The 16,093-nt window shown below is 67.7% G+C and carries 20 protein-coding genes and 1 pseudogene; 13 read left to right on the forward strand and 8 right to left on the reverse strand.

Annotated features, from left to right (window positions below; genetic code table 11):
• Positions 1 to 97: 97 nt before the first annotated feature.
• Genes QSK17_RS11190 through QSK17_RS11200 form a run of 3 tightly spaced genes read right to left on the reverse strand, consistent with a single transcriptional unit; the run spans position 98 to position 2,048 of the window.
• Positions 98 to 328, reverse strand: coding sequence for a hypothetical protein (locus QSK17_RS11190; protein ID WP_285704573.1), 231 nt, complete (start codon positions 326 to 328; stop codon positions 98 to 100).
• 38 nt (positions 329 to 366) lie between these two features.
• Positions 367 to 1,194, reverse strand: coding sequence for a hypothetical protein (locus tag QSK17_RS11195; protein WP_285704574.1), 828 nt, complete (start codon positions 1,192 to 1,194; stop codon positions 367 to 369).
• Complete coding sequence (locus tag QSK17_RS11200) at positions 1,191 to 2,048, reverse strand: bestrophin-like domain (protein WP_285704575.1); 858 nt, start codon at positions 2,046 to 2,048, stop codon at positions 1,191 to 1,193. Before QSK17_RS11200 ends, QSK17_RS11195 begins: the two co-directional genes overlap by 4 nt.
• A gap of 374 nt (positions 2,049 to 2,422) precedes the next feature.
• On the opposite strand from QSK17_RS11200, the gene QSK17_RS11205 reads away from it, so the two are divergent.
• From QSK17_RS11205 to QSK17_RS11220, 4 genes are all read left to right on the forward strand, one after another.
• Positions 2,423 to 4,408: an ABC1 kinase family protein gene (locus QSK17_RS11205; RefSeq protein WP_285704576.1), complete on the forward strand. Its 1,986-nt coding sequence runs from the start codon at positions 2,423 to 2,425 to the stop codon at positions 4,406 to 4,408.
• Between the two features lie 672 nt (positions 4,409 to 5,080).
• Positions 5,081 to 5,236: a hypothetical protein gene (locus tag QSK17_RS11210; protein ID WP_285704577.1), complete on the forward strand. Its 156-nt coding sequence runs from the start codon at positions 5,081 to 5,083 to the stop codon at positions 5,234 to 5,236.
• Positions 5,236 to 5,376, forward strand: coding sequence for a hypothetical protein (locus QSK17_RS11215; protein ID WP_285704578.1), 141 nt, complete (start codon positions 5,236 to 5,238; stop codon positions 5,374 to 5,376). Before QSK17_RS11210 ends, QSK17_RS11215 begins: the two co-directional genes overlap by 1 nt.
• Positions 5,377 to 5,521: 145 nt before the next feature.
• The gene (locus tag QSK17_RS11220; RefSeq protein ID WP_285704579.1) at positions 5,522 to 6,076 is read left to right on the forward strand and encodes a dihydrofolate reductase family protein; all 555 of its coding nucleotides are present in this window, start codon (positions 5,522 to 5,524) and stop codon (positions 6,074 to 6,076) included.
• Here QSK17_RS11220 and QSK17_RS36125 read toward each other — a convergent pair.
• Positions 6,048 to 6,497, reverse strand: a complete 450-nt coding sequence (locus QSK17_RS36125) for an ATP-binding protein (protein WP_352231786.1) — start codon at positions 6,495 to 6,497, stop codon at positions 6,048 to 6,050. The two genes, QSK17_RS11220 and QSK17_RS36125, sit on opposite strands and share 29 nt — an antisense overlap.
• 147 nt (positions 6,498 to 6,644) lie before the next feature.
• Complete coding sequence (locus QSK17_RS11230) at positions 6,645 to 7,229, reverse strand: TetR/AcrR family transcriptional regulator (RefSeq protein ID WP_285704580.1); 585 nt, start codon at positions 7,227 to 7,229, stop codon at positions 6,645 to 6,647.
• A 61-nt stretch (positions 7,230 to 7,290) separates the two neighbouring features.
• Here QSK17_RS11230 and QSK17_RS11235 point away from each other — a divergent pair, with 61 nt between their 5' ends.
• From QSK17_RS11235 to QSK17_RS11245, 3 genes are all read left to right on the forward strand, one after another.
• Entirely contained in the window at positions 7,291 to 8,232 is a 942-nt protein-coding gene (locus QSK17_RS11235; protein ID WP_285704581.1) for an NAD-dependent epimerase/dehydratase family protein, read from the forward strand.
• Positions 8,233 to 8,783: 551 nt separating this feature from the next.
• A complete protein-coding gene (locus tag QSK17_RS11240) occupies positions 8,784 to 9,128 on the forward strand; it encodes a hypothetical protein (protein ID WP_285704582.1) in 345 nt (114 codons plus the stop codon).
• A 171-nt stretch (positions 9,129 to 9,299) separates the two neighbouring features.
• Positions 9,300 to 9,599 (forward strand): hypothetical protein, encoded by a 300-nt coding sequence (locus QSK17_RS11245; RefSeq protein ID WP_285704583.1) that lies wholly within the window; start codon positions 9,300 to 9,302, stop codon positions 9,597 to 9,599.
• Positions 9,600 to 9,619: 20 nt separating this feature from the next.
• On the opposite strand, the gene QSK17_RS11250 is transcribed toward QSK17_RS11245, so the two are convergent.
• Positions 9,620 to 10,687 carry a hypothetical protein gene (locus QSK17_RS11250; RefSeq protein ID WP_285704584.1) on the reverse strand — a complete coding sequence of 356 codons (1,068 nt, stop codon included), beginning with the start codon at positions 10,685 to 10,687 and terminating at the stop codon, positions 9,620 to 9,622.
• A 100-nt stretch (positions 10,688 to 10,787) separates the two neighbouring features.
• Positions 10,788 to 11,018 carry a DoxX-related protein gene (locus QSK17_RS36405; protein WP_502889188.1) on the reverse strand — a complete coding sequence of 77 codons (231 nt, stop codon included), beginning with the start codon at positions 11,016 to 11,018 and terminating at the stop codon, positions 10,788 to 10,790.
• Positions 11,019 to 11,105: 87 nt separating this feature from the next.
• Between QSK17_RS36405 and QSK17_RS11255 the strand changes: the two genes are divergently transcribed.
• Genes QSK17_RS11255 through QSK17_RS11265 form a run of 3 tightly spaced genes read left to right on the forward strand, consistent with a single transcriptional unit; the run spans position 11,106 to position 13,509 of the window.
• Positions 11,106 to 12,332, forward strand: a complete 1,227-nt coding sequence (locus QSK17_RS11255; protein WP_285704585.1) for a sensor histidine kinase — start codon at positions 11,106 to 11,108, stop codon at positions 12,330 to 12,332.
• Positions 12,323 to 12,964, forward strand: a complete 642-nt coding sequence (locus tag QSK17_RS11260) for a response regulator (RefSeq protein WP_285704586.1) — start codon at positions 12,323 to 12,325, stop codon at positions 12,962 to 12,964. Before QSK17_RS11255 ends, QSK17_RS11260 begins: the two co-directional genes overlap by 10 nt.
• A gap of 23 nt (positions 12,965 to 12,987) precedes the next feature.
• Positions 12,988 to 13,509 carry a hypothetical protein gene (locus QSK17_RS11265; RefSeq protein ID WP_285704587.1) on the forward strand — a complete coding sequence of 174 codons (522 nt, stop codon included), beginning with the start codon at positions 12,988 to 12,990 and terminating at the stop codon, positions 13,507 to 13,509.
• Positions 13,510 to 13,911: 402 nt separating this feature from the next.
• Here QSK17_RS11265 and QSK17_RS11270 read toward each other — a convergent pair whose 3' ends face one another.
• Positions 13,912 to 14,352, reverse strand: coding sequence for a MarR family winged helix-turn-helix transcriptional regulator (locus tag QSK17_RS11270; protein WP_285704588.1), 441 nt, complete (start codon positions 14,350 to 14,352; stop codon positions 13,912 to 13,914).
• Between the two features lie 155 nt (positions 14,353 to 14,507).
• Between QSK17_RS11270 and QSK17_RS11275 the strand changes: the two genes are divergently transcribed.
• The 3 genes and pseudogenes from QSK17_RS11275 to QSK17_RS11285 form a co-directional block, all read left to right on the forward strand.
• Positions 14,508 to 14,924, forward strand: coding sequence for a DMT family transporter (locus QSK17_RS11275; protein ID WP_285704589.1), 417 nt, complete (start codon positions 14,508 to 14,510; stop codon positions 14,922 to 14,924).
• 49 nt (positions 14,925 to 14,973) lie between these two features.
• A complete protein-coding gene (locus QSK17_RS11280) occupies positions 14,974 to 15,291 on the forward strand; it encodes a DMT family transporter (RefSeq protein ID WP_285704590.1) in 318 nt (105 codons plus the stop codon).
• A 197-nt stretch (positions 15,292 to 15,488) separates the two neighbouring features.
• Positions 15,489 to 15,770: pseudogene (locus tag QSK17_RS11285) on the forward strand (transposase family protein); the annotation flags it as partial.
• Positions 15,771 to 16,093 lie beyond the last annotated feature (323 nt).

The following is a 16,093-nucleotide window of genomic DNA, read 5'->3' on the forward strand; positions in this document are numbered from 1 at the left end:
TCGCCCGTCTTTCACACGAGTCAGGAAACGAGTTCACGGAACGCTGCCCGACCGCCCGGCAGGCTCGGGTGAAGGCGTCCTGGCCCCGGCAAGGTCGTCAGTGGGCCAGCCACGAAAAGCCTGCACCGGGCCCGTCCGGGGCGTCGCGAGCCTGCTCAACGCGCTCGCGCGACTGGCCTTCGCCTACCTGCTCCCCATCGACGCCGCTCCGGTGGCCATGCAGGCGTGCTGGCCGGTCATCGCCGTTCCGCTGCAGGCCAAGAAGATCCACGGACGCGACCCAGGCCATCCGCGCCATCTCCGAATACCAGGTGGTGACCTGGCGCATGAAGGCGCGAAGCGGGTGTGGGCCGGTCGGGGTGCCGCTTACCGGGCTCCGGCGAACGCCAGCCCCGCGGCGGAGGCGATCACCGTGGCGAGCACGACCATGACGAGGATCGTGCCGAGCGGGTTCCGGCGCCGGCTGGGATGCCCGGCGGCTTGGCGGGCCCGCTTCCGCTGGACGGTCACCACCGGCGAGGGCGGCGGGCGGTGTCTCACCACGGGGCGCGCGGGCGGCCTCGGCTGCTCCGGACGCGGAGTGGCCCGCACGGGAGGCGGGGGAGGCGGATCCGGTGTCTCCGTCGGCGAGGGCGGCACGACCGGCGGCGTCGGCGGAGGCGGTGGCGGCGTCTCGGGCGGCGTTTCCTGCGGTGGCTCAGGCGGCGTCGGCTCTGGCGCCGGTTCCGGTGGCGGTGCCGGTGTCGGGGGCGGCGGCTGGGGCGTGGAGCACTGGGAGCCGCAGCCGCAGGGAGAGGTCCCTATCCCGATCCCCAGCCCCAGCTCGATCACGGTGTGCAGCTCGACGCAGATCCCCAGCTCCACCCCGAGCGCCGGTCCGTCCGCGCCGGGGTCGGCCGCTCCCAGGTGTGCTCCGGCGCGGGCGGAGAGTCCGACATCGGCCGCGCCCACGTCGGCCCTGGCCTGGGCGGAGGCCTCGACTCCCGTGTCGGCATCGGTGGAGAGCCCGACATCGGCCCCGCCCACGTCCGCGTGCAGGCGGGTGTCGGCCGCGGACGCGGGGTCGGCGAGGACGGCCGATCCGACGAACGCGGAGCCCGCGAGCACGGAGGCCGCCACCGCCGACGCCGCCAGGGCGTTCGCCGTCGCTCCGGTCGCGTTGCGGACGCCCGCCCGGCCGTGCCGCCCCCTCATCGGCCCTGAGGGGTCAGCGCGGCCCGGGGCGTCTGCGGGATCTCGGTCGTCGGACGTTTTCCTGACTTTTCCGGCTTCTCCGGCGTCTCCGGGATCTGGGGGATCCGCTGGATCTCCTGGGCCGCCGCGCGCAGCGCTTCCGGCTTGACCGCCAGCCCTCCGCTGAACACGTGCGAGATGTCCCAGGCCAGGTACGTGCCGACACCGAGCAGCGCCGCCATCGTCACCAGCGGCACGATGGCCATGCCGCGGGGCCGCGCGCCCGCCAGGAACGGGAAGACGATGACAACGACACCGGTCAGGATCGTCAGAGCCATGACGCCCGCGGGAGGTGTGGTCCTGGCGTCCGCCGCCCGCTGATGCCGGGCGGCCGACAGGTTCGCGAGCGCGTCCAGGACCGCGCTCTTGGCGTCCCGCGCCTCGTCGCCGGTCACGCTGAGGCCCGTGACCTGGGAGCGCAGCCCATTGAGCAGGGCCGAGCCTTCGAGGCTGAGCCGCCCGTCCGCCATGAGCGGCCATTCCTTGTCGAGCACGAAGCCGAGGTAGCCGCGTAGCTGCGCCTGCACGGCCGAAGCGGCCGGAGCGGGCAGCGCCGTGGAGGCCCAGTAGGTCTGCACCGCCGCCTCGCCCTCGGCGTACGTGTTCTGGCGGGCGGCGTCGGCCGTCGTCCACGGCACGATGATCGCGATGGCGAACACCAGCAGGAACAGCGCCGACAGCATCGCTCCCGCGTGGCCGGTGGACGGACCGCCTGGATCCCGGTCGTCAGTGCCCCGGCCGAGCTTCCGGAAGAGGGAGGCGGCCAGGGCCACCGTGCCGATCGCCGAGGCCACGGCGAGTATGCAGACCAGCATGACCATCTCCCATTGCCGTGAATTGACCGAGGGGGGCCCCGGCACATTACCGGTCGCATGTCGTGACATGACTATCACAATGCGTAAGAGATGGAATGCTCTCGCGGGCACAGAGGCGGGAAGGGACCCCAGCAAATGCGCGGCCTCGCGCCGCCGGTTCCGGACCTACGACCCCTGGTCACCATTTCGGTCCGGCGCATAATCCTGAGGGCCGTCCGGTGTCGCCGGTGGGAGCGGTCGATAGCGCGAGCGCGCGTTCGGCTTCGCCGCCGGCTGTGAGGAGCGGTGCGGCCGTGCGCGGAAGCCGTACGGCGAGGCCCGCGAGAGAGCGTGGCAGGATCGAAAGCCGGTCCAAAACTTGATCGAGAACACCCATGCCCCCTTCCTCCGAGGCCTTTATGGACATCCCCCTCACCCTGACCCTCTCGTTCGGCATCCTCGTGATGATCATCGCGCTGGCTGTCGCGGCCAGACGACTCCTTGGCGTCAGGTTCGGCGCCATCCGCACCGCTCTGGCCGCTTTCATGGCGTTCTCCCTGGCCGGGCCGCTGCTGTCGCCCGTCATGATGTCGTTCGCGAGCACCGCAGAGAAAGACGACCCCGGGATCGGCCCGCTATGGGTGATGGTTCTCGCGGTCATGTGCGTCGTGCTGATTCCCATGGTCATCCTGGTGGTCGCCGAGGCGCTCGTGCCGCCGGGATCCATCCCCGGACCGATCGAGTTCGCCCGCTCGCTGCGCGGCCGGATCTCCAGGGCCCGCCGTTACTCCCAGATCACCCGCATTGCGTTCCGGCACGGCCTCGGGCCGTACCTGCGGGGGCGCGGTGCCCGTCTCGACGACCGGAGCGGCAGGGTACGGCTCGCGCGGGCACTGCGCGGCGCCCTCGAAGACGGAGGCGTCACGTTCGTGAAGCTCGGCCAGGTGCTGTCCACGCGCCGGGACCTGCTGCCCGCCGAATTCGTCGACGAGCTCGGCAAACTGCAGGACCACGTCGCGCCCGCGCCGTGGGAACAGATCGAGCAGGTCCTCGTCGCCGAACTCGGCGGCCCCGTGGACGAGATCTTCGCCGAGTTCACCCGCCGCCCGTTGGCCGCCGCCTCCATCGCCCAGGCATACACCGCCCGCCTGCACACCGGTGAGAGCGTCGTGGTCAAGGTCCAGCGCCCCGCCATCCGTGTCGTCGTCGCCCAGGACCTCGACATCGTCGCCAGGCTCGCCCACACCCTGGAGACGAGAACCCGCTGGGGCCGCGCGCTCGGCCTGCGCGACCTGGCCGAAGGCTTCGCCGTCGCCATCCGGGAAGAGCTGGACTTCAGGATCGAATCCGGGAACATGGCCGCCGTCGCCGTCGCCGACTCCGGCGGTGGCACCGTCACCTATCCGTCCCCGTACGCCGAGCTGTGCACGGAACGCGTCCTCGTCATGCAGCGCCTGACCGGCGGCCCGCTGTCCGGCGCCACCCGTGAGCAGGGCCCCGAACTGGCTCGTACGCTGCTCGACTGCCTGCTGCGGCAGATCCTGCTCGAAGGCGTCTTCCACGCCGACCCGCATCCCGGCAACATCATGCTGCTCACCGACGGCACGCTCGGCCTCCTCGACTTCGGCTCCGTCGGCCGTCTCGACGCTTCCGTACGCGCCGCACTGCAGCGCTTCCTGATCGCGATGAACCGCCAGGACCCGCTCGGTGTCACCGACGCGCTCTTGGATGTCGTCCCCAGGCCGGAAGAGATCGACGACGCGGCGCTGGAACGGGCGATGGGCCAGTTCATGGCCAGACATCTGGCTCCGGGTACGGGGAGCATGCTGATGTTCACCGACCTGTTCAGGATCGTCACCGAGTACGGTCTGTCCATCCCGCCCGAGGTCGCGGCCGTCTTTCGGGCGCTGGCCACGCTCGAAGGCACCCTCGTCACTCTCGCGCCCGGCTTCAACCTCATCGACGAGGCGCGTACGTTCGCCGGCGACTACCTGGCCGAACAGCTCGACACCACGTCGGTGAAGGACGCGGTCACCCATGAGATCGCCACATTGCTGCCGATGCTGCGGCGGCTGCCCCGGCGTATCGAGCGGATCGCCAGCGCGGCCGAGCACGGCCGCTTCTCCATGAACGTACGCCTGTTGGCGGACGAGCGGGATCGGCGGTTCATCACCGGGTTGCTGCATCAGGTACTGCTCACGGTGCTGGGAGCCACAGCCGGGCTCATGGGCGTCGTCCTGTTGGGGACGGACGGCGGTCCCCGGGTGATTCCGGGAGTCATCAGTCTGTACGAGCTCATCGGGTTCAATCTGCTCGTCATCAGCTCAATCCTGGTGCTGCGCGTTCTCATCGGGGTCTTCCGCCGGGACCGCGCGGCCTGACCGGAGTGGTAACAGGGGCCCCTCGCGTTCCCGCTCGGGGACTCGGGCTCACGTTCGGGCTCACGTTCGGGATTGCGCCGATGCGGATGTCCTCGGGTGGCACATCCGTTGCCGTGATGGACGTGCGAACTCACCGCCCGCCGGGGCAGGCCGCTGTGGGGTAGAGCCACCACGCGGATCCTGGCCGCGCTGCTGATCCTCACGAACACGGTTGGACGCGGGCGAACCTCCCCGGAACGACGAGGTCGACCTCGGGCAAGTGGCCGCGGAGGAGTCCCTGCGTCCGCGTCCCCGCCCGGAGGTTCAGGTCAGCCTGGCCATCGAGCCTGATGTGGTGGTCAACGGAACACACCACGCCGGTACGTGGCAGGGAAGACCGAATGCGCGTGGAGGCTGTAGACCACACCGCGACCTTGGCGGATGTCTGGTTTCGGTTTCCATCACGGCGACATGAACCAACCGATAGCGTGTTCGATGTGAAGCTGGTGGTGCAGGTGGGGCTCTGGCTGGCGCCCGAGCAGGCGGCGGCGCTGGAGGTGACGCAGCGGTGCCTGGCTCATCGCGAAACTCAGCGCACCAGCAACCCGCACGTGATGGTCACCAAGGGCACCAAGGCCGGCCGCCACCGCCTATGCCAGCCACGTCCTGGACGCCTGCGGCGTCCTGCCCCGGATGCTCCGCTCCACCCGCCTGGTCGACCTGGTCAACACCATCGACCCCAAACTCGTCGCGGCGACCTTCGGGGTGGACCCCGAGGGCGTCATGATCTATCTCGCCGACCATGTCCATGAGGGCCGCCTACTCGATCAGAACGAAATAGGATCATGATGCGATCTCCGCTTGCGGGCCGCGTGTTGGCCCCGGCACTGGTGACGTTGATCACTACCGTGTCAATCACCGTCCTCGCTCACGCGGGCTTCACCGGCCACGACACCGACGTCCTGGAAGGCCGCTTCACCTCGGCCTGAAATCCGTACTGAGCGGCCTGGCCGTCCGGTACCCCAACGCCCCGGTCCATCCAGAAAAGCGCCGTTTGGTCGCCCTGCCTGCGATGAGTTCCGGCGCTCCATCGGGTCTCCACTCCGGACGACCTCTACGACCAAGGAGGAGCTTATGGGCAAGGTCATCTACTGGATGAACACCTCGATCGACGGCTACATCGAGGATCCTGACGGTGGCATGAACTTTATGGACCCGGCCGAGGACTTTCAGGAGGCGGCGAACGACCATGTTCGCCGGACCGCGGCGTTCCTGTTCGGGCGGCGGCTGTATGAGGCGATGGAAAAGCCCTGGACGCAGGACCTCGGCAAGGAAGGCGCCCCGGCCGTCGAGCGGGAGTTCGCCCAGTTCTACAAGGAGACGCCGCGGTACGTCTTCTCCGACACCCTCCAGACCGTCCCCGAAGGGGTCACGATCGTCCGTCGTAAGGACGCCGTGTCCGTGGTGACGCGCCTCAAGCAGGAGATCGACGGCACCCTCCAGCTCGGCGGCCCCGAGCTAGCCGTCTCCCTGCTGGACCTGATCGACGAGTTCTGGGTGTACGCACTCCCCGTGATCGTCGGGGGCGGCAAGCCGTACCTGCCCGTGAGAGAAGCACTGCGTCTGCGCCTGGTCGAGCACCGTTCCTTCGCCTCAGGAATCATGTTCCGGCGCTACGTACGACCCTGACCGACCAGGAGCGGACCCCGCGCGGGCGCACCCACGAGGGGCCCAGTGGCCGTACGCCCGTGCGCGAGGCTAGACGAAGTGGCGCCCGCGTCACTGAACCCGTGACCTTTCGGGACCACCTTGCACAGGTTCGCGCGAACATGTGCGCTTTGCCGAACGGCTTGTTGGAGGTGACGATCAGCGAGGCGCGTTCATAGCGACTGGACACCAGCTGGAAGAACACGTTGGCAGCCTCGGGCTCGAACGGGATATAGCCCACCTCGTCCACGATAGGGACGGGGATACGGGCGAGCTTGACCAGCTCCTCCTGCAGCCGGCCCACGGCGTAGGCATCGGCCAGACGGGCGTCCCGCCCAGCCCGGCCAGCAGTGCACACATCCCGGCGAACAGGTCCCCGCCCGCCCGGGAGGGCAGCATGCACGCCATCAGCCAGCGCGAGTAGCCCAAGACCATGACCAGCACCGGCGGGGTCGCGATCTGCCCGGCCCCGACCGGCACCTGCGCCGGCGCAGAGAGACTCCGTCCGGAGGGGTCGTAACGATCACGAGATGTGGGCCAGATCCAGTTTTCACGCGTCGTCGACACAGGGCAGCAAGGTCACGATGTGTTGCTTGAGGAGCTCTAGCGGTTCCACTGACTGGCATGCCCTTGCCAGCACCATCCCGCCCTCCAGCGTCGCGAGTGCCAGTGTCGCCAGCCCTTTCGCGTTCGCGGGCTCGACGCCGTAGGAGACAAGGCCCTGTTCAAGCTCGTCCACCCACGACTCGTACGCCTCTCGGCATGCTTTCGACAGGGCATGTGAGGCCGGCACGGAATCCAGAGTGACAGTGGTGACCGGGAGTCCCTCCGAGAACCCCGACCTCTCCAGATGGGCAGCGAAATGTTCGGACATGCGGCTGATCCATTCCGCTGCCGTACGGCTGTCGCGCCGCGTCTGTCTGATCAACTCGATCGCGTCCCGGGTGGCGGCGTGCACCGCTTCGACTGCGATCTCCTCCTTGCCGCCAGGGAAGAGGAAGTAGGTCGACCCCCGGGGTGCACCGCTCTTCTCGAGGATCTGCGCGAGGCCGGTCCCGTGGTATCCCTGCCGGCACAGGAGAGCCCGCGCGCTCTCAACAATCTTGACCCGTGAGTCGGACTTCGCTCGTGCCATGTGTGTACTATAGCGAACGTCATATATATACCGACCGTCATACTTAGTTAGGAGACCCGGCATGGCAACGGTCTTCGTCACCGGCGGCTCTGGCTTCATCGGAGGCCGCCTCATTTCCCGCCTGGTCAGCGAGGGGCACTCGGTCAAGGCGCTCGCTCGCAGCGATCTGGCCGCGCGGAAGGTGACCACACTCGGAGCGCGCCCTGTGCGGGGGGATCTCGATGATCTGGGCAGCGCGGCGGAGGGCTGTGACTGGGCCTTTCACGCCGCTGCGCAAACCCCAGGAACGGCTGACCGGCAGGCCTTCATCCGCGCCAATGTCGAGGGCACCCGTAATGTCCTGGAAGCAACAAGAAAGGCCGGTGTCAGTCGCTTCATCCACGTCGGAACAGAAGCGGCTCTCCGCGCAGGCGACCCGCTCATCAACGTCGACGAAACCGCGCCCTTACGACCCGATTCGCGTTCGCCGTACGCGGCGACCAAGGCGATGGCGGAGCAACTCGTCCGTGATGCCGGAGGCATCGTCATCAGGCCGTGTCTTGTCTGGGGTCCGGGAGACACCACGGCGCTGCCCCAGTTCATGGCAGCGGTGCGAAGCGGGAAGTTCGCGTGGATCGACCACGGCTCGCGGCTCACTGAGACGACGCACGTCGACAACGTCGTTGAGGGCCTGGTCCGTGGCGCGGAAAAGGGCCGCTCAGGCGAGGCCTACTTTGTCACTGACGGCTCGCCTCTCGTTTTCCGGGAGTTTTTGACTGACCTGCTCGCCACGCAGAACCTCACGCCGCCTGCCCGCTCCATCCCCTACGGCGTGGCTTCGCGGATCACGAGCGTCCTGGAAAGGGTGTGGTTGAGGGGCACGCCCCCGCTGGACTACATGTCACTGTGGCTGACCGGGCTGGAGTGCACCATCGATATAACCAAGGCCCGCGCGGAGCTGGGCTACGCGCCCATCCGTACGCAGGCGGAGGGCTTGGCCGAACTCCGCACCCCCATTGCATGACGACCATCGTTCGGTTCTGTTCACGACCGTCGCCCCTCGGTCGGTCAACCAGAATTCGCCTCGCTGGACACTGGGGCCAACACGTCTCGGCATCGCGGATGAAAAGTGTGCTTTATCGGGAAAATGTTGATATCGGATCGCTGGGATTCGCATCCGACGTGGCCGCCGCATGCGGGGGAGAATGCGTTCGGCGCTGAGATGAGAAAGAATGCGTCCGGTGCGGAGATTCGCTCAGGCGACGACTCCGGGTGGCGCGGTCAAGGCGCCGGCTGTCGAATGGTCATCGATCCTCGCGTGAGCGGATTTCGCTTTGCGAATTCCGAAAGGAAGCCATGCGGAACAGACTTGTCCCGTCCAACCCTGTCGGCCGCGTCGGCTTCGTCGCCATTGGGGTGGCCGTGCTCCTCGCCGGTTGCGACTCCGGCAGAGCGCCGACGCAGCATGTCGGCACCGTATCGAGTGGCCTCCCGTTGACCCCCATCCCATCCCCTGCGTCCCCCGCCCCATCCCAGGCATTTCCCAGCCCATCTCAGGTCTCCCCGAGTCGGCCTGTGGCATCCAAGAGGACCAACCTTGCGGCGTGTGCCGACGCGGACTGCGAAGTAGAGGTCCGGCCGGGTGACCGGCTGAAGATCAACAGTCGATTCGGTGTCGATGCGATCACCGTCAATTCCGTGAGTACCGAAGAGGTCAGACTGCGAATCGAAGGCACATCGGGCGGGTTGGACGTCGAAGGGGAGAACACCAGTGTCCAAGGGTCCTGCACCAACGGGCGCTGTCGTGATGAGGGAGAAATGTCGCTGACCACGGACATGCCAGGCCGCATCAACAAAGTCCGGTTGCGTCTGGTGAAATCGGACTTCTCGCATGCCGTTCTGATGCTCACGCCGGCATAGATGCCAAAGGAAGGCGAGGCGCAGTTGGCCTTGGTTTCGCCGCGCGAGGCCTGCTTCGTGTTGCCGACATCGACGCAGCTACTCCCCAGTGGTCACCAACCGCTCGATATCGGCACAGAGGGGAGGCGCGGATGGCATGCTAGACGGACGGCGATCATAAGGAGACCAGCGGTGACCCACCCTCTCGGCACGCCGCCCGCGCCCCAGCGGACCCCTCTCGGCGCAGAGGAGAAGGTCCGGGCCGAAGCGGGCTTCGTTCCCCTCGTCGCCGAGCACCTCGCCGCCAGTGGTCGGTTCAGGGTGAGCGCCGACACCCCGGAGCTGGTGGAGCTGTTCCAGAGGGTCGCTCGCAGGGTGGGTGACATGCTGCAGCGGCCTGTGGTCAGCTATGCCAATGGCAGGTACATGGTGATCACCTTCGGCCAGGAGGAGGCCTCGTCCGTGGCCGTTGTCACTCAGTCGGATCGCTAGGCTCACGTGACTGGTACCGGTCACACCGCGGCGTGCGAGACAGGCAGCCCAAGCAACGAGCGCTTGACTTCGATCCAGGCCCGGAGTTCATCTGCCAGGACTGTGGAGGAGATAGAGCGTAGGCAGGGCTGGATGGCGTGAATCTGGTTGCGCAGGCGGCGGGATAACCGAACGTCGGCTGGATCGAGAGGCCGATCGGTGCAAAGGCGTGCGCCATTTGTCAGGGTCGTCGTCGCCGCAAGCCAACGCTCTACCGCCGCATCCATCGTCGGTAACTTGTCCGCCACGCTTAAGTCCCGGACCTCGGCGAGTGCAATGATCAAGTTCACGGCTGCCTCGTCCGCGGCGTCGACACCTCGTTCTGCCGCATGGTGGTCGAGGACGATGCGGAGTCGCCGCCATCGTGCGTTCTCTGCGGGAGTTCCTCCAGTACGCTGTGCGACCACGCTTCGAAGACAGGCCCACCAATCCGTTCTCTGGGGTTCCTTGGGTTCGCGCTTGTCCAGCCAGGTGACCAGTTCGGGTTCGGACAGGGTCAGCACGTGGTCGGCGTAGCCCCTGAATGCCTGCTCACGTCCTTGGAAGGACCGCCACGCATACCGGCCTCCTGGCCCGAGCATCTTGAGCACCGTTCCGGGCGGTTCATCCCACTCGTCAGGGTCCGACACCGCGATGAGCCCCATCTTCGATGTGGGCTCCCAGTAATCGACACAGCCCTCGTTGTAGGAGGGGCGCTCCTGCAGCGTGAACCCGCGCGCCTGTACGGCATCGTGCAGTTCACCGAAGTCGAGCCGAGGCCGGAAACCGCCATAGCGGTCCACGAGGGCGGCCTCGACCTCGTCACCACTGGTAAGCCAGGGCAGCCGGTGGGTCTGGGCTCCGAAGTAGATGACCGCCCACTTGTCCTGTGGGCGGTCCCGCCACCAGCCGAACTCGACCAGACCGAAGTCGGAAATCATCCCCGACGGCGCCTCGAACGTGTGGTCGCGCCCGAGCACCTCCTCGACGTCTGCCAGTTCGCTGGTGTGGTCAACGCCCAGCACTGTGCCGGTGATCATCAGATCGGCAAAGAAGTCCAGGTCACCCACCGATTCATTGTCCGCCGCGAGTCCCACGGACGCATCCGAATATCGGCGAGCCAGCACATTTGCCTCGACAGCGCCTCGCACTATCTCGCCCGGCGAACGATCAAGGGTGATTACCCGGCGAGTGTCCATCTCGCCGGGCAACTACCCCCGCCAGCGCAGCGTGGATGTTGGCCGGAAGCATGAGCATGAACAGCAGCGCCAGGCAGATCCCGGCTGCTCGCCGGGTGGTCGGGAGCACGAGGCCCATAGCGCCGGCCAGCGGGAGCGCCCAGTCCCATAGGGAACCCCGGCCCGGGATATCGCGGCCGCAGTCGCGATGCCACAAGACCATGAGCGGCCCCAAGGTGTGGTTTGCCTCACCTTTTTCTGGGATGTCCTGGTCATGTCGTCGAGCCGTACCGCTCTCTACGGTTGACGCATGACCACTCCCTGGGACCGGATCCGCGGCCACTGGTCGACGCGGACCTGGCTCCGTACCATCCACGTGACGGCGGGCGTCCCGATCGCGCTCATCTCGATGGCAGCGATCTTGGGGCTGGTCGCGCTGTCGATCGTCCTGGTGTGGACGGTCGTCGTCCCCTTGGTCGCGCTGCTGATCCTCACCCGGATCGTTCCGCTGCTCACCTGGCTGCAGCGCTCCCGGTTTGCCGCCTTCCTCGACCAGGGCATCCCCCCGCTACCGCGTCTCCCTCGGGACGAGAGCCCGCTCAGACGACTTTTCCTGCAGGCGCGATCGGGCAGGCTGTGGCGGCAGATCGCCTATCACCTGGCGATCGGGCCGCTGATCGGCGCGGTGGGCTTCCTCGGCGGGGTCGTGGCGTGGTCGGCGTGCCTGGTCGCAGCCATCATCACCGTGCAACTCCTGATGGCAGGAGGCGGCTGGACCACCGCCCTGCCCGCAGCGGGCGCGCTCGCGCTGTTCGTGGTGGTGCCCTGGCTGCTTCAAGGGATCAGCGCGCTCGACACGGTCGCGGCGCGGGCGCTGCTCGGTCCCAGCGTGAAGGACGAGCTGGTCAGGCGGGTGGAGACGCTGCGGGAGAGCCGGGCCGAGGTGGTCGAGGCCGCCGACGCGGAACGCCGCCGGATCGAACGCGACCTGCACGACGGCACGCAGCAGCGGCTCGTGTCGCTCGCCCTCAACCTCGGCATGGCCCGCACCGCCTTCACCGACCTGCCCGAGCCCGCTCGCCAGGTGATCGTGCGCTCGCACGAGGAGGCCAAGCAGGCGTTGAAGGAACTGCGCGACGTCGTGCAGGGGTTGCACCCGGCCGTGCTCAACGACCAGGGCCTGGACGCGGCGTTGTCCGGCCTCGCGGCGCGCGCCCCCTTCCCCGTACGGCTCAGCGTCGACGTGCCGGAACGCGCCTCTCCCGTGATCGAGGCGGTGGCGTTCTTCGTCGTCTCCGAAGCACTCACCAACATCGCCAAGCACGCGCGGGCCTCCGGGGCCGAGGTCTCCGTGCGCCGCGACGGCGATGTGCTCCGCCTCGTCATACGCGACGACGGCCGTGGGGGCGCCGACCCCTCCAAGGGGTCGGGCCTGAGCGGCCTCGCGCAGCGGACCGGATCGGTGGACGGGACCCTGCGCATCGAGAGCCCGAGCGGCGGTCCGACGACGATAGAGGTGGAACTGCCGTGCGCGTAGTACTCGCCGAGGACTCCATCCTCCTCCGGGAGGGCCTGGTCTGGGTCCTCGGGTCCGCCGGCATCGAGGTCGTGGCCGCGGTGGCCGACGCCGAAGGGCTGCTGCGGGCGGTCGACGAACACGAGCCCGAGCTCGTCGTCACCGATGTGCGGATGCCGCCGTCGCACACCGACGAGGGCCTGCGCGCGGCGCTGCTGCTGCGGCACCGGCAGCCGGAGCTGCCGATCCTCGTGCTCTCGCAGTACGTCGAGGAACGCTACGCGACCCGGTTGTTGTCGATGGCGACGTCCGGCATCGGATATCTGCTCAAGGATCGGGTGGCCGACGTCGCCGAGTTTCTGGACTCGCTGCGGCGGGTCGCCGCGGGCGGCACGGCGCTGGATCCCGAGGTGGTCGCCCAGCTGCTGCTGCGCCGGCACAGCGATCCGCTGGACCTGCTGACCCGCAGGGAGTACGAGGTGCTCGCGCTGATCGCGGAGGGGCGGTCCAACGCCGGCATCGCCGAGGCCCTCGTGGTCTCCGAGAGCGCGGTCGGCAAGCACATCAACAACATCTTCGCCAAGCTCGGGCTCTCCGGCGCCGAGAAGGATCACCGGCGGGTGCTGGCCGTACTGCGATTCCTGAAGATCTGAGAGGCGACATGATGCGAAGAGCGGTGCGGACCAGGTGGATCGCCGCCGGCGCGGCGCTGACCGTGTCCGCGGTGGTGGCGATGGCGTTGGCGGCGTGGTCGGAGATCCGCGTTCCCCACAGCTACGACTTCTCCTTCCCCGGCTCCTACCAGTCGTCGGTCCTCGATCAGAAGGGGACCGAGACGAGGACCATGACGTACGCCGTCACCACGCCCCAGATCATCGTGGACGTGCGGGGAACGGTCGGCGTGCGGGTCGCTCCTGGCGTCCCCGGACGCCTCTCCGTCAAGCGGGAGACCACCTGGCGCGGCGGGCCGCCCTCGATGAGCGAGACCTGGGAGCACGGGAAGACGCTGCGCGCCGAGGTGAGCTGTCCGAGGGACCTGGGGCGGACGGACCCCGACTGCCGCACCGACTACACCCTGAGCGTGCCGCCCGGCGTCGACGTGCTGGTGACGACACCCGACTGGACCATGCCGTGCCCGCCAGCCGCGGCCGAGGTGACCTGCGGCCCCGCGTCACGCGACCCGCGCCCGGCATCCTGAGCCGTCCATCCATCTGGCCGAGATCGGCTGATCCGAGGGCTGCGACCAGCGTCGTACGGCGCTGATCGGCGGTCGGGCCTGAGACGGGGCGCGCCTGAACGAGTTCGCCCAGTTCATGGTCGAGATCGAGGGGCAGATCCGCTGACCACAGGCATCCGACGCGCCGTCTGGTCAGGGGCCTCGACCCGGCGGCGCGCCCCTCACCCGCCACCGGCGGATCCATCACCTTCCGGCGTCGATGGCGGCGGAAGGCGCGTTCACTGCGAGGCGCACCGGCTGCCGAAGACCTCAAGTCAGGCGGGTACTTCCGCCGTCACCAGGAACAACAGGGCCGTGGCAAGGAAGGGGCCGGAGGCTAACGTCTCGATCCATTGGGCGGCATCGCCGTCGAGATAGCCGGCGTCACAGTGCGTTGCGCAGCGCCTGGACGATGCCGGCGAGCTGGGGGTCGGCGCCTGTGGCGTCGAACTCGGAGGCGAGCGCCTCGGCGTAGGTGCCGCGTGCTGCGTTGTAGCGCTCGCGGCCCTCGCCGGTGATGACTGCGTAGACACCTCTCCCGTCGGCAAGGCAGACGTCTCGGTACGCGAAGCCGACCGCGTCGAGCCGACCGACCAGGCGGGTCACCGAGCTCTGGTTGAGCCCGATTCGGTCGGCCAGCTCTTGCATACGCAGTTCGCCGTCGTCGGCCTGGGCAAGGTCCGCCAGCGCGCGGTATTCGGAGAGTCCGATGCCGTGTGCGCGCTGGAGGCTCTGGGTCAGCCTGCGTTCCACCCGTGCGTGCAGGGCCAGAACCTTGCTCCAGACGGCCTGGTCGGAGGAGGCGGACGGGGCGTCAGCGCTCAAGTTTGTCTGCGCCATGGTTCGAGTAGTCCTCCCGCAGTCGGTGCGCTTGACAACAAGATACATGTACATGCAAGCTCTTGCTCGCCACCCCTTCTCAGCTCGAGGCGAAGCATGGCTATTTATATGCATGTACAAGCAATCTTTGGAGGCTCTTCATGTCCGCCAACCCGACGCCTGCCGACTCGACGTCCGACTCAACGTCCAACTCGACGTCCAACTCGACGTCCAAAGGCTGGGCCTGGCTGCTCTTCTCGTCCCTGTTCGAGATCACGTTCGCGCTCAGCACCAATGCCACCGACGGATTCACCCAGCTGTGGCCGTCCCTGCTGACCGCCGCCGCGGCCTCGTGCGGCATCTTCACCCTGTCTCAGGCACTCAAGACGATTGACGTGGGCGTCGGTTACACCGTCTGGTCCGGCATCGGCGCTGTCGGAACGGTCGTCTTCGGCACGATCATCTACGACGAGCCCATGACCGTCTGGAAGGTCGTCGCTTTCATCCTCATCATCGGCGGCGTTCTCGGCCTCCGAATCTCCGACAACGTCGCGGCCAAGAAGGCCGCGGTCGCCTGACCTTCCCACCTGCCTCGGCTCAGCCATCCCGCGCAGAAAGTTCACCGTCATGACCTGGGTCTACCTCGGCGTCGCCATCCTCTTCGAAATCGCCTTCGCCCTCGGCACCAACGCCACCAAGGGCTTCACCCGCCTGGTGCCGTCCGTCCTCACGCTGCTCGCTGCGGCGGGCGGCATCTACATGCTCTCGCTCGCCCTCCGCCAACTGGACGTCAGCGTCGGCTACACCATCTGGACCGGCATCGGCGGCGTCGGAACGGTCGTGCTCGGCGCGATCCTCTTCAAGGAACGGATCACCGCCGCGCGGCTGATCTCCTTCGCTTGCATCATCGGCGGCGCCATCCTGCTCCGCCTGACCGCGGTCTGAGCCGGGAGCGCACGTTGCGCGTCTCCACGATCCCCCACTACCAGTTGGCCGTACACGTCCAGGACGCCGTCCGCATCAGCCGCGGGCGCGTCGCCCGAGGCGGGATCCCCTTCGTCGGCGTGGTCGTCAACGACGGGCGCGTCCTCGGCACCGGCCATACGCGCGCTGGAGCAGGCCGCCACCGAGACGGCCTGCTCACGCTGACCGACCTGGGCTATGAGAACCTCAGCCCGGCCATCCGCACCCCGGTCAAGAAGCCCAAGAACGCCGAACTCACCGAGCAGAAGGCGTACAACCAGGTCATCCGCGGTGTGCATGCCGTCGCCGAACGCGCGAACTCGCTGCTTAAAACGACCTTCAAGGCGCTGCGGCGGGTCAGCCGCGGCCCGTGGCGGATCGGCGCGATCGTGGCAGCCGCGCACGTCATCCTCCGCCTCGAACACGGCAGATACCTGACCGAAGATCACAATCCGTCATGATCCGTTACGCGGAAAGGCTCATCGCTGGGTGCTGAACGAGGTGCTTGGGTGCCCGTCTGCTGGTGACCTACGGAGGAGTCTGACGTCCGAGGTTCAATCGGACACCAAGTCGGGTCATCCGTAGGGCTGCTTGGGGTTGTTAACGCCCGTGTGATCGGGTTCAAACCACTAACGCCACGCTAACGAACGATCAAGGGCCTGATCGCTGTCTTCAGCAATCAGGCCCTTAACCTGCATCTATCGGGTCGGGATGGCGGGATTTGAACCCACGGCCTCTTCGTCCCGAACCCTGGCATGGAGACCAGTGGAAAGTGTTGGGTGGG

Source organism: Microtetraspora sp. NBRC 16547, from assembly GCF_030268965.1.
Taxonomy (GTDB): Bacteria; Actinomycetota; Actinomycetes; order Streptosporangiales; family Streptosporangiaceae; genus Microtetraspora.

Excerpts from the sequence above, each read along its gene's own strand:
- QSK17_RS11220 (WP_285704579.1), top strand. The coding sequence starts at position 5,522 with ATGGGCAAGGTCATCTACTGGATGAACACCTCGATCGACGGCTACATC.
- QSK17_RS11195 (WP_285704574.1), bottom strand. The coding sequence starts at position 1,194 with ATGAGGGGGCGGCACGGCCGGGCGGGCGTCCGCAACGCGACCGGAGCG.
- QSK17_RS11255 (WP_285704585.1), top strand. The coding sequence starts at position 11,106 with ATGACCACTCCCTGGGACCGGATCCGCGGCCACTGGTCGACGCGGACC.
- QSK17_RS11230 (WP_285704580.1), bottom strand. The coding sequence starts at position 7,229 with ATGGCACGAGCGAAGTCCGACTCACGGGTCAAGATTGTTGAGAGCGCG.
- QSK17_RS11205 (WP_285704576.1), top strand. The coding sequence starts at position 2,423 with ATGCCCCCTTCCTCCGAGGCCTTTATGGACATCCCCCTCACCCTGACC.
- QSK17_RS11200 (WP_285704575.1), bottom strand. The coding sequence starts at position 2,048 with ATGCTGGTCTGCATACTCGCCGTGGCCTCGGCGATCGGCACGGTGGCC.
- QSK17_RS11275 (WP_285704589.1), top strand. The coding sequence starts at position 14,508 with ATGTCCGCCAACCCGACGCCTGCCGACTCGACGTCCGACTCAACGTCC.
- QSK17_RS11210 (WP_285704577.1), top strand. The coding sequence starts at position 5,081 with ATGCTCCGCTCCACCCGCCTGGTCGACCTGGTCAACACCATCGACCCC.
- QSK17_RS11280 (WP_285704590.1), top strand. The coding sequence starts at position 14,974 with ATGACCTGGGTCTACCTCGGCGTCGCCATCCTCTTCGAAATCGCCTTC.
- QSK17_RS11215 (WP_285704578.1), top strand. The coding sequence starts at position 5,236 with ATGCGATCTCCGCTTGCGGGCCGCGTGTTGGCCCCGGCACTGGTGACG.
- QSK17_RS11190 (WP_285704573.1), bottom strand. The coding sequence starts at position 328 with ATGCGCCAGGTCACCACCTGGTATTCGGAGATGGCGCGGATGGCCTGG.
- QSK17_RS36405 (WP_502889188.1), bottom strand. The coding sequence starts at position 11,018 with ATGGTCTTGTGGCATCGCGACTGCGGCCGCGATATCCCGGGCCGGGGT.
- QSK17_RS11235 (WP_285704581.1), top strand. The coding sequence starts at position 7,291 with ATGGCAACGGTCTTCGTCACCGGCGGCTCTGGCTTCATCGGAGGCCGC.